Origin of the sequence: Streptomyces piniterrae (assembly GCF_005048155.1) — a bacterium.
Classification (GTDB): domain Bacteria; phylum Actinomycetota; class Actinomycetes; order Streptomycetales; family Streptomycetaceae; genus Streptomyces; species Streptomyces piniterrae.
In genome coordinates this window covers 61,946-88,202 of sequence record NZ_SUMB01000002.1, presented here as the reverse complement: position 1 = coordinate 88,202, position 26,257 = coordinate 61,946, and the positions used below count along the sequence as shown (strand labels likewise).

21 protein-coding genes and 1 pseudogene are annotated in these 26,257 nt (G+C 66.7%); 6 read left to right on the top strand and 16 right to left on the bottom strand.

The features are described from left to right. Positions 1–222: 222 nt before the first annotated feature. The 4 genes from FCH28_RS04745 to FCH28_RS04730 form a co-directional block, all read right to left on the bottom strand. On the bottom strand, positions 223–1,398 hold the full coding sequence (locus FCH28_RS04745) for a macrolide family glycosyltransferase (protein WP_222852390.1): 1,176 nt from the start codon (positions 1,396–1,398) through the stop codon (positions 223–225). Positions 1,399–1,699: 301 nt separating this feature from the next. Then, complete coding sequence (locus FCH28_RS04740; RefSeq protein ID WP_136739086.1) at positions 1,700–2,350, bottom strand: CatB-related O-acetyltransferase; 651 nt, start codon at positions 2,348–2,350, stop codon at positions 1,700–1,702. Positions 2,351–2,578: 228 nt separating this feature from the next. Further along, positions 2,579–3,319: a hypothetical protein gene (locus tag FCH28_RS04735; protein ID WP_136738451.1), complete on the bottom strand. Its 741-nt coding sequence runs from the start codon at positions 3,317–3,319 to the stop codon at positions 2,579–2,581. A gap of 360 nt (positions 3,320–3,679) precedes the next feature. After that, a complete protein-coding gene (locus FCH28_RS04730) occupies positions 3,680–3,928 on the bottom strand; it encodes a hypothetical protein (RefSeq protein WP_136738450.1) in 249 nt (82 codons plus the stop codon). Positions 3,929–3,968: 40 nt separating this feature from the next. On the opposite strand from FCH28_RS04730, the gene FCH28_RS04725 reads away from it, so the two are divergent. From FCH28_RS04725 to FCH28_RS04715, 3 genes are all read left to right on the top strand, one after another. Then, the gene (locus FCH28_RS04725) at positions 3,969–4,163 is read left to right on the top strand and encodes a hypothetical protein (RefSeq protein ID WP_136738449.1); all 195 of its coding nucleotides are present in this window, start codon (positions 3,969–3,971) and stop codon (positions 4,161–4,163) included. Between the two features lie 472 nt (positions 4,164–4,635). Then, positions 4,636–5,796, top strand: a complete 1,161-nt coding sequence (locus tag FCH28_RS04720; protein WP_136738448.1) for a SagB/ThcOx family dehydrogenase — start codon at positions 4,636–4,638, stop codon at positions 5,794–5,796. Next, a complete protein-coding gene (locus FCH28_RS04715; RefSeq protein ID WP_246102402.1) occupies positions 5,793–7,121 on the top strand; it encodes a cytochrome P450 family protein in 1,329 nt (442 codons plus the stop codon). The genes FCH28_RS04720 and FCH28_RS04715 overlap by 4 nt, the downstream gene beginning before the upstream one ends. A gap of 32 nt (positions 7,122–7,153) precedes the next feature. Here the strand turns inward: FCH28_RS04715 and FCH28_RS04710 are convergent, their stop codons facing one another. The 3 genes from FCH28_RS04710 to FCH28_RS04700 form a co-directional block, all read right to left on the bottom strand. Beyond that, positions 7,154–7,825, bottom strand: coding sequence for a hypothetical protein (locus FCH28_RS04710; RefSeq protein ID WP_136738447.1), 672 nt, complete (start codon positions 7,823–7,825; stop codon positions 7,154–7,156). Positions 7,826–8,008: 183 nt separating this feature from the next. Then, a complete protein-coding gene (locus tag FCH28_RS04705; protein WP_136738446.1) occupies positions 8,009–9,061 on the bottom strand; it encodes a hypothetical protein in 1,053 nt (350 codons plus the stop codon). After that, positions 9,058–12,933, bottom strand: a complete 3,876-nt coding sequence (locus tag FCH28_RS04700) for an Ig domain-containing protein (RefSeq protein WP_169314053.1) — start codon at positions 12,931–12,933, stop codon at positions 9,058–9,060. Before FCH28_RS04700 ends, FCH28_RS04705 begins: the two co-directional genes overlap by 4 nt. An 888-nt stretch (positions 12,934–13,821) precedes the next feature. Between FCH28_RS04700 and FCH28_RS37905 the strand changes: the two genes are divergently transcribed. Further along, positions 13,822–14,658, top strand: a complete 837-nt coding sequence (locus FCH28_RS37905; RefSeq protein ID WP_169314052.1) for an META domain-containing protein — start codon at positions 13,822–13,824, stop codon at positions 14,656–14,658. A gap of 9 nt (positions 14,659–14,667) precedes the next feature. Here FCH28_RS37905 and FCH28_RS04690 read toward each other — a convergent pair whose 3' ends face one another. The 3 genes from FCH28_RS04690 to FCH28_RS38960 all read right to left on the bottom strand — a co-directional run bounded on the left by FCH28_RS04690 (position 14,668) and on the right by FCH28_RS38960 (position 17,967). After that, on the bottom strand, positions 14,668–15,147 hold the full coding sequence (locus FCH28_RS04690; RefSeq protein WP_425471878.1) for a PaaI family thioesterase: 480 nt from the start codon (positions 15,145–15,147) through the stop codon (positions 14,668–14,670). Positions 15,148–15,441: 294 nt separating this feature from the next. Then, a complete protein-coding gene (locus FCH28_RS04685) occupies positions 15,442–16,914 on the bottom strand; it encodes an amino acid permease (RefSeq protein WP_136738442.1) in 1,473 nt (490 codons plus the stop codon). A gap of 654 nt (positions 16,915–17,568) precedes the next feature. Next, the gene (locus tag FCH28_RS38960; protein ID WP_246102400.1) at positions 17,569–17,967 is read right to left on the bottom strand and encodes a hypothetical protein; all 399 of its coding nucleotides are present in this window, start codon (positions 17,965–17,967) and stop codon (positions 17,569–17,571) included. Positions 17,968–18,424: 457 nt separating this feature from the next. Between FCH28_RS38960 and FCH28_RS38955 the strand changes: the two genes are divergently transcribed. Then, the gene (locus tag FCH28_RS38955) at positions 18,425–18,763 is read left to right on the top strand and encodes a hypothetical protein (protein ID WP_246102398.1); all 339 of its coding nucleotides are present in this window, start codon (positions 18,425–18,427) and stop codon (positions 18,761–18,763) included. Positions 18,764–18,780: 17 nt separating this feature from the next. On the opposite strand, the gene FCH28_RS04675 is transcribed toward FCH28_RS38955, so the two are convergent. The 5 genes and pseudogenes from FCH28_RS04675 to FCH28_RS04655 form a co-directional block, all read right to left on the bottom strand. Further along, positions 18,781–19,101 carry a hypothetical protein gene (locus tag FCH28_RS04675; protein WP_136738441.1) on the bottom strand — a complete coding sequence of 107 codons (321 nt, stop codon included), beginning with the start codon at positions 19,099–19,101 and terminating at the stop codon, positions 18,781–18,783. 186 nt (positions 19,102–19,287) lie between these two features. Further along, positions 19,288–20,496, bottom strand: a complete 1,209-nt coding sequence (locus FCH28_RS04670) for a polysaccharide deacetylase family protein (RefSeq protein WP_136738440.1) — start codon at positions 20,494–20,496, stop codon at positions 19,288–19,290. Between the two features lie 318 nt (positions 20,497–20,814). Continuing rightward, positions 20,815–21,900: a DUF6624 domain-containing protein gene (locus FCH28_RS04665; RefSeq protein WP_136738439.1), complete on the bottom strand. Its 1,086-nt coding sequence runs from the start codon at positions 21,898–21,900 to the stop codon at positions 20,815–20,817. A 182-nt stretch (positions 21,901–22,082) separates the two neighbouring features. Next, entirely contained in the window at positions 22,083–22,697 is a 615-nt protein-coding gene (locus tag FCH28_RS04660; protein ID WP_136738438.1) for a peptidoglycan-binding protein, read from the bottom strand. 452 nt (positions 22,698–23,149) lie between these two features. After that, positions 23,150–23,582, bottom strand: a pseudogene (locus tag FCH28_RS04655) (mycothiol transferase). A gap of 472 nt (positions 23,583–24,054) precedes the next feature. On the opposite strand from FCH28_RS04655, the gene FCH28_RS04650 reads away from it, so the two are divergent. Beyond that, positions 24,055–24,903, top strand: coding sequence for a peptidoglycan-binding domain-containing protein (locus tag FCH28_RS04650; protein WP_136738437.1), 849 nt, complete (start codon positions 24,055–24,057; stop codon positions 24,901–24,903). 175 nt (positions 24,904–25,078) lie between these two features. Here FCH28_RS04650 and FCH28_RS04645 read toward each other — a convergent pair whose 3' ends face one another. Beyond that, positions 25,079–26,239 carry a serine hydrolase domain-containing protein gene (locus tag FCH28_RS04645; RefSeq protein WP_246102396.1) on the bottom strand — a complete coding sequence of 387 codons (1,161 nt, stop codon included), beginning with the start codon at positions 26,237–26,239 and terminating at the stop codon, positions 25,079–25,081. Positions 26,240–26,257: the final 18 nt, after the last annotated feature.

The following is a 26,257-nucleotide window of genomic DNA, read 5'->3' as shown; positions in this document are numbered from 1 at the left end:
GGTCTTGCCTTTCGGGAGTGCGCTTGAACGGCGCTCCCGGACGACCTATCGCCCGACCGTGACCCCGGAGGGGAGCACCCATGTCGATACTGCGTTCACGGGTACCACCTCCTCGTTCTCTCGCACGGCCTGCCGAAAATTAGCAGTGGTCGCCGTGGTCCACCAAAGGGTTTTTGGTGAACAGCGGAGTGCTGTTCACCAAAACCCTTTGGCGGTCAGGGCTCAGGCCAGCATGTCCTCGATGAGGTCGGCGGCACGCGAAGTGCCCCCCTCGGACCGTGCGCCGGCGCGTAGCCGTGCCGAGCGGCCGGCGACCTCCGCGTCGGTGACCAGGTCGTTCAGGGCCGCCCGTAGGTTGTCGCCGGTCGCTTCCGCGGTGTCGATGCGGCGGGCCACGCCCAGTTCCACGAGCCGGTCGGCGTTCATGAACTGTTCGGCGGCCTGCGGCACGGCGATCATCGGGACACCGGCCAGCAGTCCCTCGCCGCAGCCGCCCATACCGGCGTGGGTGACGAAAGCGTCCGCCTGCTCCAGGATCGCCCGCTGCGGGACCCAGGAGTGCACCTCGACGTTGGGCGGGATGTCGCCGAGTTCCCGCGGGTCGGTGTACTTGCCGATCTGGAGGACGACGTGCCAGCCGGGCTGGTTGCCATAGGCCGCCAGGCACTGGCGGTAGAACTCCGGTTGACGGGTGAACGCCGAACCCAGCGAGATCAGCAGCACGTTCTCCGCATCCGCCGGGCGGGTCCAGCCGTCCGCGTCGGCGGTTGCGTCGAAGCAGGGTCCGACGAAGGTCACCGCGTCGGTGTCGACCTGGTCGGCGTGCGGCTGCATCGCCCGGGTGATCAGCGCAACGGCCCGCGCGGGACGGCCGGAGAAAGCGTCCACGTCGGCGGTGGACGCCCCGCAAGTGGCGAGCCACTGTGCGAACTTCGCCCGGTAGGCGTCGGCGCCCGGCAGTTGGCGCACGTGTGCCGAGACGTCCTGGTCGTAGCCGTCCCAGCCCACGAACGTCGGGGACAGTTGCATGAGAGGCCGGTTCTGCGATTCGGCGAGGGCGCGCGCGGCGTAGGCGCCGATGTCGTACAGGTACAGGTCCGCCGGGTCCTGGTCGTAGGCGGCGTGCAACTGGGGAAGTGCCTGGATGGCGTCGTCGAGGAAGAGGCCCATCGCGGCAATGGGGTCGTCGGGCCAGTTGTTGTCGGCGAACGGCAGTTGGGACGTGCAGGGGACGAGTTCGGCGCCGGTGGTCGCGATCAGGTCGGCCATCGCCGGGTCGTTGGCGTAGGTCACGCGGTGGCCGCGTGCCACCAGCTCGCGGATGACCGCAAGGCTGGGCAGGACATGGCTGACGAGGGGGATGCCGACCATGGCGATGTGGGCACGGCGACGAGACATAGAGCTCAACTCATTTCAGGTCTACGGCGAAAGGGGTACCGCAAGCCGGTGCGCCGACGGCTCCGAGGAAGGCTCGGTCGTCGGGGCGCACAAGGACATGCGGGAGGGAGGACGGGGCGCTGCCCCGGTCCCGTCAGCCGTAGATCTGAAGGAAGTTCATGGCGGCGACTCTAGCCGCGCTGAGGCTTGTGGGCATCGCAATTTCTGTCAGCCGCCCTCTGGAGAGGTCCCCTTCGGGCCCGTGTGCCCGCAGGGGAGTTTCCGTGCGGCATCTCTCCGTACGGAAACTCCCACACCCACGTCACACATGCGGGGTGTCCGGGGCGGCGGCTTCCAGATCGGCGATGCTGCCCGACATGATCGTCCGCACATGCTGGGTGATGTGCTCCGCGGGCCAGTCCCACCAGGCCACCGCCAGCAGCCGGGCGATGTCCTGGTCGTTGTAGCGGGTGCGGATGAGGCGGGCCGGGTTTCCGCCGACGATGCCGTAGTCGGGCACGTCCGTGGTGACCACGGCGCCGGAGGCGATGATCGCGCCGTGCCCGATCCGTACGCCGGGCATGACCGTCGTGCCGTGGCCGAACCAGACGTCGTTGCCGACGACGGTGTCCCCTCGGTTGGGCAGGCCGGTGAGCAGGTCGAAGTGGTCGGACCAGGAGCCGCCCATGGTGGGGAAGGGGAAGGTCGAGGGGCCGTCCATGCGGTGGTTGGCGCCGTTCATGATGAACCGCACGCCCGTGCCCAGCGCACAGAACTTGCCGATGACCAGCTTCTCCGGCCCGTAGTGGTAGAGCACGTTGCGCGTCTCGAACGCCGTCGGGTCGTCCGGGTCGTCGTAGTAGGAGTACTCCCCGACCTCTATCAGCGGGGACTTCACCAACGGCTTGAGCAGCACCACCCGGGGCTGCTCGGGCATCGGATGAAGGACCGTCGGGTCGGCAGGTACAGGCATGGGCATGGGGCAGGCATTCCTCATCGGTAGCGGTCGGTCTCCGGTCCATGATCGCGGAGCCGCGCCGTCCCAGGACACCCGTTTGCCGCTTGTACCAACGCGGCCTAGTTATTGCCTGTCGGCGCGCGCCTCGGTACGACGGCTCCATGGGACTGCTCGCCGCTGTGACGGGCAGGGACTTCCGCCGCAGCGACGAGCAACCATTCTCTTAGCGGGAGTTTTCCGTCCTCATCGGGGAAGCAGCTCGTTGGCGTTCTGCTGCCCCGTTTCCGTACGGTTGTAGAACGATGAGCCCACGGTTCCGGTGAGCTGTGCGGCGGCCTGCCCCGTCATTCCACCGATGTTCTGCCCCAGTTGCGCGTCGGCAGCAGCCCGGTCGTCCTGCCCTTCCTTGGAGTTCTTGTCGTAGACGTTCGGGCCGACGGTGTAACGGAAGTCATGCTGAATGCAGGCATCCATCGTCTTTTGCGATACGGCGTCGCTCGGTGTTCTGGTGCAGCCATTGGAGTAGAAGCTTCGCTGCAGTTCCCCATCGGAGGCCGCATCCAACGACTTGTTTCTGAGTTCGATGAACTGATCATTGGGCAGCTGTGCGACTTTCTGGTAGGTCGCAGGATCGAACTTTGCCCCCGGGTGGGAGGAGTCGGGTTCACCAGGCCCCTCCCTGAGCTTCCCTGTGCAGGCGTCGACCTGCTGCTCGTAGGACAGGCCACTGGAGCTCTGGTCATCGAGGCACTTCTCGTAGGACCTGTCGAAGAATTCGTTTCCGGAGGCGCCGGAATTGGCGGCAGGGGCGTCAGGAGCGGCAGTCGCCGCCTGAGCGGTGGTGGCGCCGAAGCCGAGTCCGGTGAGTCCGAGGGTTGCAGTGGCGACGCCCATGCCCATCCGGCGCGCAGTTCGCGAATCTGACGGCTTGCGATGTTTTCCCATTGCTGCTTTCCATTCGGTCGGTCGTGGAAGCAAGATCACGAAAGCGGTCTCATTCGTAGAGATCTCGAATTCCGCCTCCGGGTTCCCGCCCCAGCCCACTGAATGACACCAGCCGCCCCTTCACAGCTGTTTTCCGCTATTGCCGTGGATAACTCTGGGGATCCCCGGGCCAATACCTACGGGGTCCGCAGTCTTTTGCGGGATACGAGCCGGGCGTAAGCCGGCCCGGCGTCGTCCATCCCCGGGCAACCGCCGACTTCGGCTTTCGTTGCACGAGTGAGACGAAACATCCGGCCGGCTGTGACGCGAGTGCGACGCCAGTGACGAGTAGGGGATTGAAGGTAGGGCCGTCCCAATCGCTCAGCACTCAGCACTCAGCACTCAGCACACGACAAGGAATCACACGATGCGCCTCTCAACACTCCCCGTGACCATCAGGACGGCTGCGGTCGCGGCGACGGCCGGGATCGGGCTGCTGGCGACCGCCGCCTGTGGGCCGACCGGTTCATCGGCCGCTCCGGCGGCAGGTACGCCGTCGCAGGTGTCCCCCACGTCAGCGTCGTCGCCGAGCACCGCGCCCAGCGCCGGCCCGGCGAAGCCGTCCGCAGCCCCGGCGAAGCCTTCGCAGTCCACACCGTCGGGTGCCAAGCGGCCCACGGTCCACCCGGCCGGCGACGCGGAGGGCGCCATGAGGGAGCTGTCCAGGCTCCAGAAGACCGGCTGGTTCAACCCCAACCGGATCGAGTACTCGGACGATGCCGTCACCGCCCTGAAGCAGTTCACGCGCTGGCTGAACAAGGGTTTCGTCGCCCCGAACGGTGCCTGGACCGCCGCAGGAGAAGCGGCCGTGGACCGTGCCAACAACGGCGGCCCGGCACTCTGACACCGCCGCCCCGCCCCGCCCGGCCCCGCTCCCTTGACATCGAACGCGCCGAACACGCCGAACACGCCGAACGCACCCAGCGGGAAGCCCTTGCGTAGCAGCACCAGAGCCGGCACACGCTGTTCCACACCCGCGAAGGGCAATTTCCCCCATAGGGCCGAAATCCACGCGTCTGGACATGGCGCGCGCCACGCCCCAGGAAGGCTGGAGATGGTGCGTCTCTTCACGTCCGGCGCACTCTCCACATCACCCGTTGAGAGGAAGTGACATCTCATGCGTAAGGTCACGATGAACGCACAGGCGGCGGTCCGGAAGGACCGGCGCGCCGGGTACTACATCTACAAGATCCAGGGCGGCACTGCGAAGTGAATCCGCCGGGCGGGCAGCGGGCCGTACTGCGGAATGCCGCAGGTCCCGTGCCCGTTGTCCGCCCTCCTTGGTATCCGTCCCGGCCTGTTCTGCTGGAGTTGCCGTGCGCTACCGCCGTTCCCGCTGCCTGACCTGTTACTGGCGCGACGGAACGTTCGTCGTCCACCCCTATCCCCACGGCACTCCCACCTCGCTGCATCCGGTGGCCGCCGAAGTCCTCTCCGCGTTCGAGGAATGGACCGGGCCCGCCGGGGCCGCGAAGGCTCTGGAGCACCTCACACCCGAAACCGTCGAAGAGGCCGTGGCTGTCCTCACGGAGGCCGGCGCCCTGCTGGCGGAGGACAGCCCGGAAGCCCACCACGACGAGGAGATCGACCGCCATTGGTCCGCCTGGGCCCCCGAGGCGTCCTTCCTCCACTACGCGACGCAGAACGACTACCTCGACAGCGAGATCAGCACCCAGGACCCGGACCTGATGCCTGAGTCGGACCTCATGCCGGACCCGGCTCAGATGCCGCCGCTGTTCACCACCTACCCAGACGCGCCCCGGCATCCACTGCCCCGCTCCCGGGCCGGCCTTCGAGCCCCGTACGAGCAGGTTGTCCACGCTCGCCGCACCCATCGCGACTTCACCCGCGACGCGGTGTCACTGGAGACTCTCGGCACCGTGCTCTCCACGGTGTTCGGCCCGGTGGACTTCATCGACAGCGGCCACGGCGCGCTCTACCGCCGCACCAGCCCCGCCGGCGGCTCCCGCCAGGAGCTCGACGCCTACCTCGGCGCACTCAACGTCACCGGACTCGCCCCTGGCTGGTATCACTACAACGGTCTGGAGCACTCCCTGGAACTGCGCAGGGAGGGGCTGACCCGGGATGAGGTCGTGGATGTGTGCGCCGGCCAGGAGTGGGCCGGCGATGCCGCGTTCATGGTGGTCCTCGCCGCCCGGCTGGAACGTATGAGTGTGAAGTACCGGACGCCCCGCTGTTACCGCGTCTGCCTGCTCAACGCCGGGCACCTGGGTCAGACCTTCGCCCTGACCGCCACGGCGCTGGGCCTCGGCCCGTCCCAGACCGGCGCCTTCAACGACGGCCTGATCGCCGAGCGATGCGGTCTGGACAACGCCGGACACACACCGCTCTACGTTCTGGCCGCCGGTCACCCGAGCCCCGACGGCCCCAACGAGCCACCACCGGCCACCCTCACCACCTTCGCGCACACACCCCTCCGCGCTTCCCAGACCGCCACCTCTCCGGGCTCCGTATGACCTCTCCGGCCACCACCCTGACCGCCGACCTCCCGCTCGCCATCCAGGACCTCATCGGCAAGCACCCCGACGAGCCGAACGTGATGGATCCGGAGCTGCTCGCCGACCCGTTCGGCGGCTACGGCAAGCTGCGCGAGCAGGCACCCGTCGTCCGCGCACGTTTCATGGACGACACGCCCATCTGGCTCGTGACGCGCTTCGAGGAGGTGCGGGCCGTCCTACGGGACCCGCGCTTTGTGAACAGTCCGCACTCGGTACCGGGCCACGCCGGCCCGGACCCACGTGACCGGCTCATGGAACTGCTCGGCATCCCCGAGGAGTTCAGCGTGCACATCCTGGAGTCGATCCTCACCAGCGACCCGCCGGACCACACCCGGCTGCGCCGCCTGGTCTCCCGTGCCTTCACCGCCCGCCGGGTCCCCGGCCTGCGGCCACGCGTCGAGGAGATCACCGACACACTGCTCGACGAACTCCCCGGACATGCCGACGAGAACGGAGTGGTCGACCTCATCGAGCACTTCGCCTACCCGCTGCCGATCACGGTCATCTGCGAGCTGGTGGGCGTACCTGAAGCGGACCGGCCTCGCTGGCGAGCCTTCGGCTCGGACCTCGCCTCGCTGGAACCCGAGCGGATCGGGACGTCGTTCCCAGCCATGGTCCACCACCTCCATGAGCTGATCGCCGAGCGCCGTACGGACCTGCGGGACGACCTGCTGAGCGCGCTCATCCGCGTCCAGGACAGCGACGGCGGTCGACTCGGCGACACCGAGATGGTCACCCTCGTGATGACGGTGGTGCTCGCCGGACACGAGACCACCGCCCATCTCATCGGGAACGGCACGGTCGCCCTGCTCACCCACCCCGACCAGTTGCGGCTGCTCAAGCAAGACTGGGGGCTGCTGCCGCACGCCGTTCACGAGCTGATGCGCCGGTGCGGTTCGGTCCAGATGACCCAACTGCGGTACGCCACCGAGGACATGGAGCTGGCCGGCACCCGGATCCGCCGGGGCGACGCCGTCCAGCCCGTCCTGGTGTCCGCGAACCACGACCCGCGCCACTATGACGACCCCGACCGCCTGGACCTGACGCGGCAGTCGGGGGGCCTCGGCGAGGACCACGTCGGCTTCGGTCACGGCATGCATTACTGCCTGGGCGCCTCGCTCGCCCGTCAGGAGTGCGAGGTCGCCATCGGTCGCCTGCTGCGGCGCTTCCCGGACCTCTCCCTGGCCGTCGCCCCCGACCAGCTCAAAACCCGGGTACGCCGCCGCCAGCCGGGTGCCTGGCGCCTCCTGCGCCTTCCGCTACGCCTGGCGCGTATGGCGTAGGAACGGCGCAGGCGAATCCCTGCTCACTCTTCTCAGCCCGCGTTCTTGTCCGGGGTCTTGACCGGAACACAGGCGAATCGGTCCGTGTCCACCATGGCTTCCTTCGTGGGACCGCACAGTTCGAAGGATGTGGCCTTCTCCGTGTCCGGCAGGCTGAACCCGACAACGCCGATCTTGGTCTCGCCGCGCTCGATATTGGTCCCGAGGATGGATTCGGTCCAGGTGGCGTTGCGCCACTCGCCGTCCGAGACCTTTTCGAGCTCCTCGAGCTGGCTGCTGGGGAAAGCCTCGTAGTAGCAGTTCTCACTCTGCCCGAAGCCGCACTTCTCCCCCGTCGACGACTTGAACTTCAGCCTGAGATAGCTGAGTTTGACGTTCTCCACCCCGCGGTCGGCGAGCTCTCCGGTCACGGCGACATAGACGGCGAAGTAGTGCTTCCCGGCATCGGCCGGCTTACCGACCAGTTCCGGTGCCCACCTGGTGTCCACGGGCTTCACCCGCACGCCAAGCTTCAGCCCCGGTTCGGTGGTCACGAAGTCCTTGCCGGGAAAGTCGGCGAACTTGGTGTACTTGGGCTTCGAGACACTCGGTGACGAATCCGCGTTGGTGGGCGCGTCGTCTTTGGCGTCATTGCCGCCGGCCGAACATCCCGCGATAAGCACGATCGAGCCCACGGCAAGCGTGGCCAGCAAGCGAGTTGACACGTAGCACCCCTCAGGCCAGGAAGATAGGCGGCATCATAGCCAGCTTGGGTGAAGGTGCGTACGCGATCTCCCAAGCTGCTCCCTCGGGAGCGGACGCCCCAGACTCCGCCACGCCGGCGGTGCGGGTGAGCGCGCACCGCGCCCACCCGCACCGCCGTCTGGACGGGGTTATCCGTTGACGGGTTATCCCTTGAGGAAATCGCTGTAGTGCGTCCAGAGAGTGAACTGCTGGCAGTGGCTCATCTCCCAGCCGAAGGGCCCCTCCTTGGGCTTGTCGGGGAAGAAGTAGTAGGCCGACATGCGCCAGGCGGAGAGCGCTGTCTTCCCCTTGGCGAAGACCTCGGCGAGGCCGAAGGTCGTCCAGTCGGTGTACCCGGTCCACCATGTCCCCGGCCCCACCTGGTCCGGCACGGTCAGATCGGCCGCCTTGAACTCCCGGATCGCGCCGTCCACATCGGTGTCGTGGAGGGCGGTGAGGATGATCCACAGGTTGAACAGAAACCACTCGGCCAGCATGACGGAATCCGGCCCGCCGCTCATGGCGGCTCTGACCTCCGCCGTGAAGCGCCCGTTCTCGATGGCGGTTCTGAGCGCGGACCGTGCCGCCGCCCCGCTGTCGTCGCCGAGGACCGGCGCCAAGGCGGCGGCGGTCTTCTCGTACTGGTTGGTGAAGACCCAGAGGTAGGACGCGCCGTACGCCTTGGACAGCGTCCCGTCCCAAGTCCGGTAGGTTTCCTCGATCTTGGATCTGTTGAGCTTGTCGAGGTAGCCGAGTTTTGGCAGGTTACCGAGGTTCTGGCGGGCTATCTCGGAGATGAAAGTGACGAGGATGCTCTGCCACTGCCCCTTGAGCGTCGGCTGGACGGCTTCCATCGCGGCGCGGAGGGCCTCGGTGTTGGAGTACTCGGGTGCGTCACCGAAGAACAGTTTCCGGTAGTTGGTCGGTTGGCCCCCGTCGTCGAAGATGATGTTGTCTTTGGTCCACTTCTTGGTGGCGAGCGGCCCGGGTTCCACCGCGTCGCCCAGGTTCCCGTTCTTGAGCGCGTCGAGCATGCAGTTGCTGTGAAGTGTGACGATGGGCGAGTTCGAGCCGCGCCCGGGAACACTGTCGATCAGGTCGCAGAGTCCCTTCGGCAGGTACGTGCCCCGGGCGTAGAACTGGAGGCCCTGGTTGATGGAGTCCTTGAGCGCGGTCTGGAGCCGGCCCTGAACGTCGTCGTCGACGGCGGCGGTCACGACACGGCCTTTACTTCGACGCTGAAGGCCGCCTCGGTCTTTCCGAGCGCGTTCTCGGCCACCAGCGTGTACGAGGTGGGCGCCTGCACCTCGGTCGGGGTTGCCGTCACCTTGATTTCGCCGGTGCCGGAGTCAAGGGAGAGGAACGACGGGAGCGTTCCGCTTTTGAGACCGAACGTCATCGGCTTGCTGCCGGTCTGGCCTTGCACCGGCTTGAAGGAGGGAGCCGACTGGGCGCCCTTGTACAGCGAGATGTCGTGCATCGTCATCGCCGCCGGGGCAAGGCCCGCCATGGTCAGTGTCCAGGTGGTTCCGGAGTTCTCGACGATCTTGACGCCGTTTCCGTCGGTGACGAGGTAGTTCTTCTTGTTCTCGGGCAGGAAGTCGCCCTGTGCATCCGGGTAGACCGGCTGGAGCGTGTGCTGGAGGCTCTTGAGGTTGTTGTCCTGGGTGATCTCGGCGTCGGCGGTGACGCCCGCGACCCAGTACTGGCTCTGGACGTCCGGTACGGGTGCGTCCTTGGTCGACCGGTCCCGGAAGCCGACCGAGCCGTCCTTGAGCAGGCTGAGGTACTGCCAGACCAGGCCCTGGTCGCTGCCCGTGCGGTCGATCAGGGTGAAGAACTGGGTGAGGCCCACACCGTTGGTGGCGCTCGTCCACACCGTTGCCGCGTTGTGGTCGGCCGCACCAATGCCGACAGTGCCGTCCGGCCGCGCCGTCAGCACCGTGGATCCGGTGCCCAACCGGCAGCCCACCATGGCGAGGTTCTGTTCCTTGTCCGTGTACTGGACGGCGTAGTCGATCGCCGAACAGCGGGCGCGCATGGCCAGCCCGGCCGGGGCCGCGTGGTCGTCGACGAACTGGGCAATCGGGTTCGGCGGCTTCTTGAACATGAGATAGAGCCCGATGGCCATGCCTACCAGGGCGGCGACCACAGCGAGCACACTGACGATCGGGATGATGACCGAGATCACGGCTTCCGCGACGAAGGAGGCCAGCAGCCAGCCACCGAATGTGGCGAAGAGCGTGAGTGCTCCGCTGACGAGGTTGAGGACCTCGGCGGCGATCTCGAGGTCCGAGCCGCCCTGGGTGAGGTTGTAGATGCTGAACGCCATGCCGGCCAGCACGAACAGCGGACCGAGCCGGGTGGCGACGAACTCGCTCAGGCTGCTGCCCATGACCTTGCCGAGGAACGAGGCCTCCTCCGCCGCCGCGGCGCCGGCGCGTGCCCCGGCACTCGCGCCACCGATCCACCGGGCCATGCTGTTGGAGATCTTCGACATGCCTTCGGCGAGAGCCTTGGACTCTCCGCCGATCGTGGTCCAGGCCAGGGCACCGAACCGCTGGAAGTTGGTCAGGCCCTTCGCGGTGAACACCGCGTAGAGCTCCACAGTGCCCTTCGCCACGGCCGCGACCACCTGCACCGCGAGTTGCAGCGTATTGGTGATGAGTTCGGCTCGCTGCGCGGCGGTGAGGTTCTTCCAGTCCTTGTACGGGCCGAGCAGGTTGTTGAGGGCCAGGCCGGTCATCCCGCTCATGAGCAGCCCGCCGAAGACCTTGCCCCACTTGGCGAACTTCGTACCGACCTTCGACGTCTCGAACCACTTGACGAACTCGGTGGCGACCGCGCCGAACGGCAACTGTGCGTTCTTCACCCCGGCGATCTGCCGGAGTTCGTCGACCGATGCCTCGATGAAGTGGGTCTGCTCCTCCTCCGCGAGCATCGCCTGAAGCTTCTGTGCCTGCGCCTTGACCGTCTCGTTCGCCGAGTTGATGTTCTTCTCGACGAACTTCTGGAGGTAGAGCTTGATCAACGAGAAGTCGACCGCGACGCCCCTGAAGTCGATGGACTGGAGGAAGACGGTGGTGGACAGCGCGACCTGAAGGGCTTCGAAGTACTTCCGCGCGAAGTATCCGGAGGAGTCGAGGGCGGTGAGCACCGAGACGTTCTGCTGGACGAGCCGGGTGAGCGTGGAGCCGTCCGGGTTGCCGATCAACGTCTGCAGGTTGGCCCAGCTGGTGGCGTGGGTGGCGCGGTAGTAGTAACAGAAGGCCCAGTAGAGCGAGTTGGACTTGGCGGTCTCGCCGATCTCCAGGATGAGGGCCTTGAGCTTGTCGTGGTCGTCGGGGTCGAGCTCGGCGTTCCTCTCCATGTCGTCGATCCACTTGCCGACATAGGCGTCGATTGTCTTCTGCTGTTCGGCGGTGTTCTTGGCCTGGTCGTCCAGGTACGCCTGGGTGGTGGAGTTCCGCGCGATCTGCTTCCAGTGGTAGTGGAAGAGCAGGTCCCCGTGCTTCTGGTAGGCGGTGGAGACGGCGACCTGGTCCCGCAGCCAGGACGCGGCGCGCAGTCCGTTGAGCCGGTGGACGTTGGGGTCGGTGCCGCCGGCCAGACCCTGGGTGAGCACGGCCGTGGACAGTGACTCGTACCAGGGCGCCGCCGGCTTTCCGTCGACCGGCGTGGCATCGACGTCGGCGAGGTATCCCTGCAGGCTGGGGTGGTCCTGGTCGGGGAAGAGCAGGCTCCACAGGTCGTTGGGGATGTGGGAGTTCATGATGGTGAAGAGGTCGCCGCGGACGCCCTGCTGCACCTGGTCGTACCACTCGCCCTTCTCGGTCTGGGCCCAGGGGTGCATCGCCAGCAGGGTGTTGATGTCGAGGCCCGGTCCTGCGCCGCGGGACTGCGCGGCGGCCGCGGGCGGGGCCAGCAGCGGCCGCAGCGCCGTGTGCTGCTCCGAGCCGCTGTTCAGCACGGACCACAGTTCCGAATGGTTCAGTCGCACGGCGGTGATGTCCTCGCCCGCACAGGTGCCGCTGGAGCCGACGGGGCCGAAGGCCAGACTCCCGTCGGCCGGCAGACCGGTGGCCAGCTGCTGTTCCTTGGTCAGCCCGCTCCACACCAGCTCCCGGCCGAAGACGCCCGAGCCGGTGACGAGTTCGTCGTCGACGTGCAGACGGCCGTCGAAGACACCGATCACCGCGGGGTGCGCGATGCCGCCACCGTTCAGCCGGTAGTACCCGGTGACCGCCGCGTCGACGTACTCCCCCTTGACTCCGTAGACCTTGCCCTTGATGTCGGGCGAGCCGGCCAGGAGGGCACCAGTGAGGCTGTCCGTCGACCACGGCTCCACGCACTCGAACCGGTAGGGGTAGTGCGGCGTCCCCGTCTCACATCCCTCCGGCGCGGTCGCCCCGGAGACCAGGGAGAAGGCGAACTTCCATACGACGTTGCCCTGGTCGTCCTGCGATCCGTGGAGTGTGACGTTGTAGTCGCTGTCCATCGGGTCCCAGGTGTCCCCACAGCGGAGGTCGTCGAAGCCGACGCTGAAGACGTCCGGGTCCGCCGGCGGGATACCGGGCTCCACCTGATAGCGCAGAACGAGTGCGTCGTCGCCCCAACTCGCGGACTTCCACCGGTCGGAGCCGGCATCCCAGCTCAGCCCGACGATGCGGTCGCCGTCCAGCACCAGCTGCGCGCCCGCGTCCTCGGCGACCCTGCAGGTGAACGACTTCTTGTAGACCACGCTCACGCCGACCTCGTCCGCGACCGGGCCGACCAGACCGTGGCCGGTGCGTAAGTTGTCGTCCAGCGTGATGCGTCCGCCGCCGTACACGCCGGTCCACGCCAGCACGCCGTGGCGTAAGTCCAGCGACCAGGCGTCGCGGGGAACCGGCCGGCGGTCGAGGAAGAGCTGGTCGGTTGCCGGGTTGTCGAGGGAGGGGCGCAGGACGGTGATGCTCCCAGGCGCCCGTCCGGACAGTTCCTCCGCATTCGCCGACTGGTCGAACGGCTCCACACTGAAGGTCAGAGCCGACGGCCACCCGTCCCGTCGGTCCCCTGCGGTGCGGCGCCGGTCATCGAGCAGAGACATGCTTCTCCCTGTCATGGAAAGGGTTGAGGTTCTCGCTGAAATCGATGCAGCGAAGGCTGGCGCAAGCTATCCCAGCGGAACGTCCGGGCGCACGGCCGTCTTTGCGGCCGCTGCGAGTACCGATGTGATCAAGTCACCCTCTGTTTCAGACAACTTGAATACAGAAACTCATTTGCCCGCAACTATGTCGCCACGGTCGCGCCTGCGTTCCAGCGACCGTCTTCGATGACATCACCTAGCTGGAGGCCTTCTCCCAACCGGGCGGCGCCTGACGCCACAACGTCGGGCAAGAGCCCGCGAACGACTTCTCCCGCAGCACATCCAGCCAGTCCGGAACCGACATCTCCGGTGTTTTATTTCGGTCAGGACGACTGCGCTGTGCCCATTTCCTGGCCGAGATCCGCAGGAACTCCTCGCTATAGCGCACGCACATACGGTCGCATGAGCAGCAACACGGGTCACACCCACAACAGGAATAACAATAGCCCGTATGAGCAAATCCCATGCTGTGCGCGAGTCTGTGCGCGAGTGGCCCTCTTCCGCCCTGGCGCTCGCCATTCAAAGAGACACGCTCTATTTGTGGTGGAGCTGGTTTCGGGCGGCCGCTTCGCCACATATCCGCCTCACCACATGGCGGAGGCGGTGGAACTGAGCTTCCACCGAGGACGTTTGGCAAGCATGTGGATCTCTCGAAGACGTACAGCGGCATTCATCGCAGCCATAGCGGTGGCATGTGCCGGGGTATCGGCGTGCGGGACGGCGTCGGGTGATGGGGACGGCCGGAGCGGGCAGGGCGGCGGTACGGCGTCCGCCTCACCCACGAAGAAGGGGCCAGGTGGTCCAGGAGGAAGGCTGGTCGGTGGGATCTGGACCTTTGAGGACCTCACGGTGGACGGGGAGAAGGTCGAAGGGTCCTACGACGCCAGGCCGTGGGTGGAGTTCCATGAGGACGGCACGGTTTCCGGAGACTACGGCTGTACGCCGTTCAGGGTGAAGGCCGAGTTGGAGGCCGCCGAGCTGACGATGGGCGAGGACCTGCCGGTGCCCACTCCTTCGGCGACACCGGCTCCGCCCACGGACGGCGAGGGCCTCTGTGTGACGCCCGACCAGCAGAAGAAGTCGATTGAGCGTTACACGGACCCGGCTGCGAGGAAGTGGGCGGCCGAGGGCTACGCCAAGCGGAACAAGGGTCTGGCGGACTTCGAGGCGAAGGTCAAGAAGTTCCTCAGGGGCCAGCTGAAGATCACCGCGAAGCAGCTGCCGCCAGTGCCCGGTGGGCCTCCGCCAGGCTCGTTGCCGCAACTGAGGAACCAAGACGGTGACGTGGTCACCCTCGCCGTGGTCAGACACCCGGGTTTCTTCGACACCAGGTACCAACTGACGGCGCGGACCGCCTACGACAGCAGCGACGGATTCAAGTCCGGCAAGGACCTCTACTTCGACTTCCATCCGAACGGCACCGTGACCGGCAAGCTCGGCTGCAACGACTTCACCGCCGACGTCTTCTTCACCGGCTCCCACGTCTTCTTCCGCGACCCGGAACTCACCACCCACCGCACCTGCGCCGCGCAGAACATGGAGGACGAGTCGAACGTCCTCGAGAGGCTGAAGCGTTCACTGAACTACTCCTACCGCGCCGCCAGCGGGGGGATGTTGATGAGTGACGACGTCAGCTCCGAACATCTCGCGACAGGATTCCATTTCACGGCCACACCGAAGCGATAGGCCAGAGCCTCAGCCGCCGGGCCGGTCCACCCGGATCAGTGTCTGCTGCCCGTTGGCGACGAGTTTCCGCTCGCCGTCGTCCCGAACGCCGAACACCTCCAGCTGACACACGGTCAGGGTGCGCCCGGACTTCAGGACGGTTCCGACCGCTTCGATGTGGTCGCCGACGGCGGGCGCGAGCAGGTTGATCTTGTACTCGACGGTGAGCACGTCGGAGTCTTCGGGGAAGAGCGTGTACGCCGCGTAACCGCCGGCGCTGTCCGCGATGGCGCTGGTGGCACCGGCGTGGAAGTAGCCGTGCTGCTGGGTGACTTCGGGCCGGCTGGGGAGCTCGATACGCACGCGGCCGGGTGCGATGTGGGTTATGCGTGCATCGAGGTGGCTCATCAGCCCCTGGCGGTCGAAGCTGGCCTGGATGCGCTTCTGCACTTCGGGGCTCGCCTGCTCCTGCTGCGCCTGGTCTTCCACGTGCTCTCCTTCGACGGACATCACGGTGTGCGTACGGGGTGAGGCGGGTTCGTCAGCCGGCCAGGTGTTCCACCTGTCCACCGGGGGGCCGCCGATGGTGATCATCATGGCATCGGCGGCCCGGGCGATCGCCCGGACTGCCGGGAATCATGTGGAGCGTGCCGAGCAGCCCGGTTGTGCGGTGACAGGCCAGCCGCCCGGCAGCCGCGATGGCCTCGGACGCCGACGGGGCGCCCAGGTGTCTGTACCTGGGCGCCCCGTCGGGGAGTGACGGCGTCAAGGGCCGTCTGTCAGGACTCCGAGAGCCCGCTCCGTTCAGCCGCGGGGCTGTCCGGCGGTCTCCAGCTGCTTGTCCTGCTGCGTCCCCTGCGCGGCGATCTGCGGATTGCGGCCCTTGAGGATGGCCCAGCCGACCGCCAGGCACACGGCCCAGCCGGCACCCACGTACAGCGAAACGCGGCTGTCCGGGTCGATGGCGATCAGGACGGTCACCAGGAGCAGGAACGCCACGGCGATCCAGCTGCACACCGTGCCGCCCGGCGCCGGGAAGGACGAGGCGGGCAGTCGGCCGGCGACGACCGCGCGGCGGTAGAGGATGTGGCTGATGAGGATCATCAGCCAGGTCCAGATGCCGGCCGCGGTGGCCACCGAGGTGACGTAGCCGAACGCCTTCTCCGGAACGACGTAGTTGAGGATCACGCCGATGCCCATGAGGGCGGCGGAGAGGGTGATGGCGATGGCCGGGGTCTTGGAGGTGCTCAGCTTGCCGAGCGCCTTCGGGGCCTCGGCGTTGGCCGCGAGGTCGCGGAGCATGCGCCCGGTGGAGTACATGCCCGAGTTGCAGGACGACAGCGCGGCGGTCAGTACGACGAAGTTGACGATCGCCGCACCGGCCGGGATGCCGATCTTCGCGAAGGCGGCCACGAACGGGCTGACGCCGGGCTCGAACTCGGTCCACTTGACGACCATGAGGATCACGCTCAGCGCACCGACGTAGAAGACGATGATGCGCCACGGGAGCGTGTTGATGGCCTTGGGCAGGGTCTTCTCCGGGTTCTCGGACTCACCCGCGGTGACACCGACGAGCTCGACGGCGAGGTAGGCGAACATGACGCCCTGGAGGGTCATGAGGCTGGAGCCGACGCCCTTGGGGAAGATCCCGTCGTGGGCCCAGATGTTGGCGACCGCAGCGGCGTCTCCCGCCTGGCTGAAGCCGAAGGTGACGACACCGATACCGATCACGATCATGCCGATGAGCGCGGTGACCTTGACCATCGAGAACCAGAACTCGATCTCACCGAAGATCTTCACCGAGATCAGGTTCGCCACGTACAGGACGACCAGGAAGACCAGCGCGGTGACCCACCGTGGGACTTCCGGGAACCAGAAGTTCACATAGATCGCGGCGGCCGTCAGCTCGGCCATGCCCGTGACGACCCACATGAGCCAGTACGTCCAGCCCGTCACGAACCCGAAGAACGGACCGAGGAACTCGCGGGCGTACTCCGAGAAGGAACCCGACACGGGGCGGTAGAGGAGCAGCTCGCCCAGTGCCCGCATGATGAAGAAGACAATCACGCCGGCGAGGGCGTACATGAGGATGAGGCTGGGCCCGGCCTTCGCGATGTTCGCGCCCGCGCCCAGGAAGAGGCCGACGCCGATGGCGCCGCCGATGGCGATCATCTGGACCTGGCGGCTGCCGAGGCCCCGCTCGTAGCCCTCTTCCGGTGCAGTGCCCGAGGCTCCATTCCCGTCGCCGGGGTTCGTGCCGACCTGCGTTGAGGTCATGGTGTGGTGCGCCCTTTCCGCTCCATGCCGACCCGCGCCTTGCTTGGCGACGGATCGGGTTTCGATCCCCCCGGATGCTGATGGAGTTGCATGCCGGCGATCGGCCGGCTCAAGCGCCCCCTACGCGGACATGGGTGACGTCCGTCAGGTGGTCGTGAAGATGTACCACGGGCGAAAACCAGCCAGTGTGGCGCAGATCATGGAGGGAATCGGGCATAACCGTCTGCTCTACGGCCAAATCACCCATTGCAGTAATCGGATCGTTATCCGATCAGAGCAACCCGCTGAGCGGACACAAGCGCCTCGCCGATCTTCCCCGTCAGTCGCGGAGCGAGTTTTGTGGATCATGTCGGGGCGAAAGGGTGACGATTGTGATGATGGGGTGACACTGTGCGACGAAGGGGGCGGGGGTACCGGTCGTCGGCCGGGATGCAGGGGAAGGGTGCAGGTGGCTTGATCTAGACACCTAGGCGCGTGTCTAGGCGGGCCTAGGCGGGTTGGTTTTGATCACCGGCGGGCCGGAAGAAGGTGCCTGTGCGGTGTGGAGTCCGCCGCGGGATCGCCCGAGGCCATGGCCGGTCGGCTCGCCGGGCCGGGGCCCCTCTTCGTCAGGCTTTCCTGACTCCCGGCCGGCGAGTGGGACGCCGCGTCCGCTCAGCCCGCCGCCAGCGCCTCCTCGGCGGCCGCCAGCTCGTCCTCCGGGTTCAGCATCCGGGACAGCATGTCCAGATCATCCGAGCTGTACCGCGACCGGACGTCGGCCCACCAGTTTTCGGCGGCCAGGCGCAGCAGCTCCTCGGCCTCCGCATGCCGACCGATGCGGTTCAGAACGAGGCAGCAGTAGCCCGCTGTCTCGGTGCCTCCTGGTGGTCCCTGTGGTGGTCGGAGAGCCAGGTCATGGCTGCCGCAGGCGTCGTGGTCACCGCCCTCTGCGGCGATGCGCTTCCAGTGGTCGCGGCGCACGGGCTCGCCCAGGTCGTCGTAGAGCCACCTGAGGTCGGCCGCGGCCGCCGTGTCGCCCGCGAGCGCCGCAGCCTCGTACCGGTGGGCCACCCAGCGCCCCGCCGCCCCGCCGCCCCACCCCACTCGTAGCGCATCTTCCCGTACGCGTACGACGCCCGGAGATCGCCTGCCTCGACCCGCTCACACAGTTCCGGCAGCCGGCGCAGGTCCTGCACGCGCGGTACCTCGCCCTCCTCGCGGAGCCGGGCGATCCGGGCGATCCGTTCGGCGACGGCCTCGTCCTCGGGATCGAACTCGCTCAGCCAGGCCTCCGCCTCGCCTGGGCGAGCTCGCCAACGGTCCATCTCCCGCAGCGGTTCCAGCGCCTCCCACGCGGCCTCCCCGTCCTCGGCCGCCTCCGCCGCATCAAAGTCCTCGGCGACCCGGTCGAAGTCCTCTCGATCTTGCAGTCGAGACAGCCCATGTCCCAGCCGTCCTGTAACCACCTGGCAGCTTCCGGGTCGCCGTTCTCCTGGAGCAATACGGCCAGACCGTACGCACAGCCGGAGTGGTGATCGGCAGCGAGGCGGTAGAGCCGCTCGGCCTCCGGGCGGTCACCGCGGATCTTCCGGCAGCGGGCGAGGGTGTACGCGGAGAAGGCGTCGCCCGCCTCGACCGCCCGCTCCCCATGGGGGATTCCCTCGTCGCCCCGGCGGCCGAACACAGGGAAGTCAGTGTGCCGACGGGCGATCTTCTCGTCACCCGCGAGGGCGGCGACAAGACCCTCGCCAGTCGGTGGGGAGTCCACCAGCTGCGCGTCGTGGTGTGCCAAGAGCCGGACTGGTCAACCGGCCCCGCTCTCCAGGCCCGTTCGCTGCTCCGGCTCATCGAGAACCCGGCGAGCTGACCTCAAGCCGCACTCGGCTACCCGTTCTCCCGGCCCGGCAAGGGCGCTCCACGCCGGAACGCCGCGTAGGCATCGGCTGCGTCGTCCTCGATCACTGCGTTGAACGGACCGTAGCGTGTGTCACTTTGGTCTCGCTTCGGGCCGGATATCCAGAACTCTTCATCGGTATCGATGTCGTAGAAGTTGGCACTGGACATGCCCTCTGCGCGGCGCAGAGTTCTCCCTTGAAAGTAGGCGGTCTGCCAGGTCTTGGAGAAGTCCACCCAGCCGATCCAGGAAGGACCGCGATCGGTGTCGTATCCCGTCTTCAGCTGAACGAACATGATTCGTCGAGGCATTCGCTCAGGTTCCCACATTTCCGCTGGGCGGGCGGGAGTTGATGGATGCCGCCGCACGACGGCCAGGGAGGTCGGGGGCACTCGCGCCGCCCACGCGGCGCGCCGCCATCTCACTCGGCCCCCTCCCGGTGCCGTCAGATGGCCTCAGATGCCATCAGGTGCCGGTCAGCTGCCGACAAGCGCCAATCAGCCTCGTCCGGTGAACTTCTCTCCGACGTTGAGTCGGCGCAGGTCGGAGAGGACCTGTGGGTCCTGTGCGTCGAGCCAGTCGCAGAGCTGGCGGAAGGAGACCAGCCGCACGTCCTTGTTCTTCCCGCCGGCGATGTGCTTGATCGCCTCCTCAACGGCGTCCATGTAGATACCGCCGTTCCACTGCTCGAAGTGGTTGCCGACGAAGAAGGGGGCGCGGTTGGTCTCATAGGCTCGCTGGAAGCCGGCTATGTACGCGCCGGTGGCCTGCTTGCGCCAGCCCGGGTAGTTGGCCGGCGGTCCCTTGGTGGAGTTCTTGGACTGGTTGGCCAGGATGTTGTAGTCCATCGACAGAACCGGAAAGGAGTGGCCGGGGAACGGTATTCCCTGGAGTGGAAAGTCCCAGATTCCTTGCTTCTTGGTGGGCCAGACCTGGAGACCGCCAGGTGAGCTGGCGTCGTACCGCCAGCCGCGCTTCTTCGCGGTCGGCAGCAGGTTCTCCTGGCCCAGCAGGCACGGCGTACGGGCGCCGACCAGCTCCTTGCTGTAGTCGAACGGCAGCGGTTCGAGATCGGTGAAGCCGGTGTTGGTCCGCCACTTGGTGACAAATCCCATGGCCTGCTCGATCTCGTCGTCCCACTGGGCAGGAGTCCAGTGCTTTACCGAGCCTGAACCCTCGCGGCAGAAATGGCCGTTGAAGTGGGTGCCTATCTCGTGGCCCTCCAGCCACGCCGCACGCAGGTTCTTGAGCGTCATCCTGACGTGCTCATCGGTGAGAAATTCGATCTCGGTGTGGCCGACGGGGTTGTTCGGCGGCCGGTACATCCGCTTCTTCGACTCGGGCAGCAGATACAGCCCGGAAAGGAAGAAGGTCATCGAGGCGTCATGGTCCTTGGCCAGCTTGCGGAACCGCGGGAAAAGGCCGTTGCCGACCTCACCCGCACCATCCCAGGAAAAGACCACGAACTGCGGCGGCTTCTGACCCGGCTCCAGCTTCTCCGGCTTGGGCGGCTGGTTCGGCTGCTTGCCGGTGTACGCGGTAGAGCCATCGCCTATCGGCTTCGGCTGGGCACTCTGCCCGCCCTCGGATCCACTCTTGCTGGATACGGACGACCCAGTGGAGGAGCAGCCGGCGACGGACAGCGCCGCTGCCGCTCCTGCTCCGACGCCCAGTCCGAGCATGCCCCTTCGGTTGAATTCACGCATAACTGAACCAATCACACTTATTGCCTATAAGCCCACTATCGGGACGTTCAGTGAGATGGCATGGCCCAGGGTCGAGGTTCCATCGCGGCGGCGAAAGCTCACAGAGTGGACAGAGCGCCGACGGAGGGTCGACGGCCCGACGACGGAGGGTTGACAGCCCCCCGCGACGGAGGGTCGACAGCCGAACGACGCGGGGTCGTCCGTCGGGTTCGCCGGCGTGCGGTTCCATCCGTGGGGGCTGCCACCCAGGTGAGTCATCCGCTGTACGACGGCTTGCCCCCGGGGCGGAGCCAGATGGGCGGCTGACTCCGAAGGTCGTTAGTGGCGGTTCTCTTCCGCGATCTGCCTGGTGCGCTCGGCCAGCGGATTGAGACCGACCTCGGCCCTTCGCTTGTCGACACCTAGAGGTTCTCGGATCGGGTAAGGCTCCCACTGGCCATTGGCCCCTTTGTGGTGCTGGGTGCCGAACCACTGCTCGCGGGCCTTGCGGACAGAAATACGGTCCTCCAAGAACGCCAGATGCCTCGGCTCGGCCTCCCCCGACGTGACGGCCTCAGCCAGCAGATCGACCCATGCCTCTTGGAGGTGCGGCTGACGGTCGGCGTGCTGCGCGAGCAGCCAAGCGGCATCGGCTGCCTCATCACCGCAAAGTGACCGTCCGGGCCAGCCGACACGGTCGATGACCTTCCGCAGCCACTCGGTGTTGTCGTTGTCCATCGCTTCCCAGCGCGCGAACTCCTCCTCCGTCAGGGTCTCGGGGAGGTTCGTACGGAACTCCTGGTCGATGTCGCGCCGGCGTAGCAGTTCCCGGCGCAGGCCATCATCCAGCGGTGACCGGGGCCGGTGGGCGGCGATCGTGGCCGACACCAACTCGACCAGAGTGGGGGCGGGAATGCGGGTGCCCTCTGGCGTATCCAGTTTGGGCAGGTCCTGGACGCTGATCCACCGGAATAGGTGTGCGCCGGGCGTCCTGGGGCCATAGGGTCGGTCGACCACGGCGACGTGAATGTGGTCGAGGCGAGGGTGGTCGACGTGAAGGTGGTCGACGTGAAGGTCGACGTGCTCCTGCCGGTTGGCGAGCCGGCTGTCCTCGGCGGCTGGGACGTCCACCACCCACCACGGTGCGGAGCCGGACGACGTAGTCGCCGTCGGCCGCGCCTCGGGGTGGGGGTAGTCCGTGGGCAGGTCATGCCCGACTGGTGGTAGCAGGCGCACGCGGTATCCGGTCTCTTCAAGCGTTTCACGCACGGCGGCCTGAGCTGGGCTCGCGTCGGGCTCGATATGCCCGCCGGGGATCATCGCCCCGCCGAGCCGGGGGTGGCCGATGACACCCATGCGCCACGTGGCACCGAAGCGGGCGAAGAGATACACACTCACCGTTGGATGGTGATGCCGGGCGTCCATCGCGGCAGCGTCCCACGCACCCGACTCTGGGTAAACAGCGCCATCCTTGAGGGCATTTGGTTTGGGGCCACGCCAACAGCCCAGCTTTCACACCTGCGTGAGACGTCATATGACTGTCTCGTTGGCGGGCGAAAGTCTGGGCTGTAGGCGGATCGGCTGGTGCCAGTGGCTGTGAAGGTCTGTCAGACGTTGGGGACGTGCAGCTTGTCCCAACTGGACTTGCCGGGGATGCCGTCGGCATCAGGGCCTGAGAGGTGGAGCTTGTGCTGCCAGGCGGCGTAGGACTTCACATCGCCCGAGCCCCACACGTCGGCGTCACGGCTGGACGTGTATCGGTTGCAGTCTTCAGCGACAAGCCGATTGTGCATCGCGGTGATGATCGGCGACCTCTGTCCGGTGTGGAAGAACGAGGCACCAGGGAACGGTTCGAACTTGCCGGAGCCGCTGCCGGAGCCGCCATCCATGAACTGGCGGTATGCCCCGCTCGTGAACGTGGACCATTGGTTCCAGCCGTGTGCCTTCTTGATGGCCTTTGCTGCCTTGGCGTTGAAGACCGGGTCCTTGAGCTTTCCGGCAATCCTGAGCGTGTCCGGTGGGGAGAACTGCTCCGGGTGCTTGAGGGAGCGGATCTGGAAGAGACCGAACGACGGTCCCCACTTGTTGTCGACCAGATTCTCGTCCCCCACAGCGCCCGGGTTGCCGCTGGACTCCGCCATGGCGACGGCCGCCGCGATGTTGATGTCGCTGCCGGTGAACCCCACCTCTGTGGCGAGGGTGCGAAGCTCGGTCAGGTTCATTTTCATTCCCAATGCCCTTCTAACGTTCCGATCAGGAGCCATGTCCCATGGCTCGGTATGGCGTCGGGTCGAGGACCGGGTGCCGGCCGGATTCCCCGGCCCGAGGGGAGATATTGCCGGAATGCGTTACCTGCGCTTGCGGGTAAGGGCTCAAATCCCGAGTGTGAGCGCCCCTGTTTGACGCGTATACACATAGCGATTCAGGTATACGCATAGCGGGTCAGGACGCCTCTCGGTCGCGCCTCCTCCATGGAGGGTGAGGCGGCTTTCCGAGGCGCGAATGTCAGTTACTTCGACCGTATGACGGTGCCGGATGCAGGGCAAACGGAGCGCCAGTTCCCGCGCGTTAAGTTGATTTGCAGGCGGTGGGAAGATGATTCACAGGCGGTGGGAAGGTGATTTACAGGTGGTGGGTTGGGCGCCTTTGGCGGCGGATAGAGCCCCCGGCCCCGTCACTGGCCCACCCGTCCATCGACGCGCTCGCGCAACAGGTCGGCGTGCCCGCAGTGCCGGGCATACTCCTCGATCCCGTGCACCCACAGCTCCCGAACTGTGATGCCGTCCTTCGCCAGACGGGCGCCCAGATCCGGGTGCTCGGCCAGCGCGGCGTCGGTCGCGGTCTGCTCCCGCTCCACATCGGCGAACGCAGCGTCGACCGCGGCCTGCTCGGCGACGGCTCCGTGGAAGTCCGCGTCACGCTCGCCGTACAGCTTCGGCAGCGGGTCACCGTCGCTGATCCAGTTGCGGGAAGTCCCGAAGGGTGGCGAGCTCGCCGTCCGGACTGGCGCCTTCGCCGTCGCGAGGGTCGTCGTCCGGGTCAACCCACATGTCGGGGTGGACGGTCGCCTGAGTCCAACGTGCGGGTTGGTCGCTCATGCGTCGCATGTTCGTCCGTGAGGGCCCAAGCTCGCTACTGATTTCTGCGACGTGTCAGCCGCCGCCCGCGTTGCTTGACTTCGCCTTGACTCCCCAAGTGCGCAGACGCACCCTGATATAGACGCTACATACCCGTTACGCGCGCTATGCGCTGACCAAGCCAGGCCGCGTACATCGCACACGCGTCTGCGGTGAGATTCGCAAGGCCGGCGAGCAAGGCCGGCGAGAATCGCAGTCGCTCGCGCCTTCCCGTCCTTGGCTGCACGCCCAGTCTCTGAGCCCAGGAGGAACGCACTTAAAAGGCCGACAGAAAGGCCGACTTCAAATTCGTGCTCGGGTGATTCGTGGTTCGGGGTCCGGTGTCGACGCGCTTTCGGAAGCTCTGCCACGGGAAGCTCAGCCACGGGTTCCGGGTTTCGTAACGCCATGTTTCGTGCCGCCATCCGACGGCGTCGATCTGCAACTCGCAAGGGAGTTAGGAATGCACCTCGTCACTCGCGCTCAGTGGGGGGCCAAGCCGCCCAAATCTCCCCTCAAGCACATCGCGTCCACGAAGGGCGTGAAGGTCCACTATGAGGGCGCTCCCGTCCCGGCCGATCTCGCCAAGCCGGAGAAACACTCCCAGTGCGCCGGCCGGGTGCGGAGCATCCAAGCCAGTCATCTGGCGAACACCAAGGAGAAGTACTCCGACATCGCCTACAGCTACGTGGTCTGCCCGCACGGTCATGTTTTCGAGGGCCGTGGCCTGCACAAACGCCAAGGTGCGAATGGCAACCAGCAGCTCAACCTGAACCACTACTCGGTGGTCGCCATGGTGGGCGACTCCGGCCTCACCAAACCGACCAATGATCAACTGCACGGTATCCGCGACGCCATCGAGCTTCTGAGAGACAAAGGCGGGGCCGGCGCAGAGATCAAAGGGCACCGCGATGGCTTCGCCACCAAATGCCCTGGCGACCCGCTCCAGGAGTGGGTGAAGAAGGGCGCTCCACGGCCTGGCACGCCCGGCATCGAGCCACCCCCGCCTCCACCCCCCGGTGCCAAGGTCAGCCTCTCCCACGTCATCACCGCCGCACGTACCGACCCGGGCGCTGCCCAGGGGCACACCACATTCCCGGCGGACGTCAAACGCGTGGAAGCTGCCCTGGTCGCAGAGGGGCTGCTGGACCCGAAGTTCGGCGATGACGGGTCCTTCGGCTCCCGTACCGTCGACGCCTACGCGGCCTACCAGCGCCGTCAGGGGTTCACGGGAGCGAACGCCGACGGCATCCCGGGCAAGTCCACCCTCACGACGCTCGGCAGCCAGCACGGGTTCACCGTCGCCGCCTGAGCCCAAACCCTGGAATCCTGGATCCACCGGCCGATCACACGACCCGGCCCTGGTGGTTCCGGAGACGCAAAGCGTCCGACAGTGCCGCCGCTCGGCCACCGCCCTCGGTGAGCGAGCGTGCGGCACTCCGGCGATGCACTCCGCCTATAGGTCGAACGCCGCGGACCCGGGAGGTCTACGAGGCTTGCGAGGCCCTCTCGGCCGCTTCCTCGGCCTGGGCGTTTCCGTGACCGCACATCGCCTGCTGGTAGAGGGTCTTCAGCGCGTCGTCGACGGGGTGGCGCTGCGGCTTCCCCGAGGAGTCCGTCTTGTTCCACCTCACGAGGTTCATCGCGACGGACATCTGCCGCTTGCCGTCGGCGCGGGTCAGGGACATCGTTTGGGCTCCCCAGACCGTGCCGTCGTGGCCCCAGAAAGTGCCGCAGTCCCGGGTTTTGACCTTGTGCAGACCGAGGCCGTAGTCGATCTTCGTGCTGCCGTCCAGGGCCAGGACCGGGACCGTGCGCTGCATCTCGGCCAGCGACGAGCGGTTGACGATCTCGCCGCCGAGCAGCTTGCCGTAGAAGCTGTTGACGTCCTCCATTGTTGAAACCAGACCGGCTCCTGTCCCCACCCAGGACACGTTGTAGACGCTGTAGTCGCGCGGTGGGTCGATCAGGCCGTACAGCGCCTCGTACATCCGTGAGTGCGGTCCCTTGATGTGCGGCCCGGCCGGGAATTCGGTGTGCCGGAGCCCGGCGCGCTCAATGACGTTGCGGGTGATGTACTTCTCGGCCGTGGTACCGGTCGCCTGCTCCAGGAGTTGGCCGAGGAGCAGGTAATTGGTGTTGGAGTAGGTCCCGGTAGCGGCTCCGGGCTCGCTGGCGGGAGGTGCCGTGAGTCCCATCTCGATCAGCTCGGTGGGGCGGAACTCCCGGAACCGGTTGTCGTCCAGACTCTTGGGCGAGACGTCCGGAAGAGAGGGGAAACCCTTGAGGGACGGGAACGCGTAGGGGAGGTAGTCGGTGATGCCGCTGGTGTGGTTGAGGAGCATCCGGACCGTGATCTTCTTGCCGCGCTCCCCCGGCACCAGCCTCGGCAGGTAGTCCCCGATCGGCGCGTCGAGTCGGATCCGGCCCTTCTCCACCTGCTGCATGACGGCGGCGGCGGTGAACGTTTTGGTGATGCTGCCGACGCGCTGCCGCATATCGGGCGTGACGGGACGGCCGGTCCCGACATCGGCGACCCCGGAAGCGCCACGCCATATCTGGTCGCCGTCGCGCACCTCGGCGTACACACCGGGCATCCCCGCGCGGTGGACACCGTCCAGGGCGGACTTCAGCGCCGCGGGATCCAAGCCCTCTTCCTTTTCCTT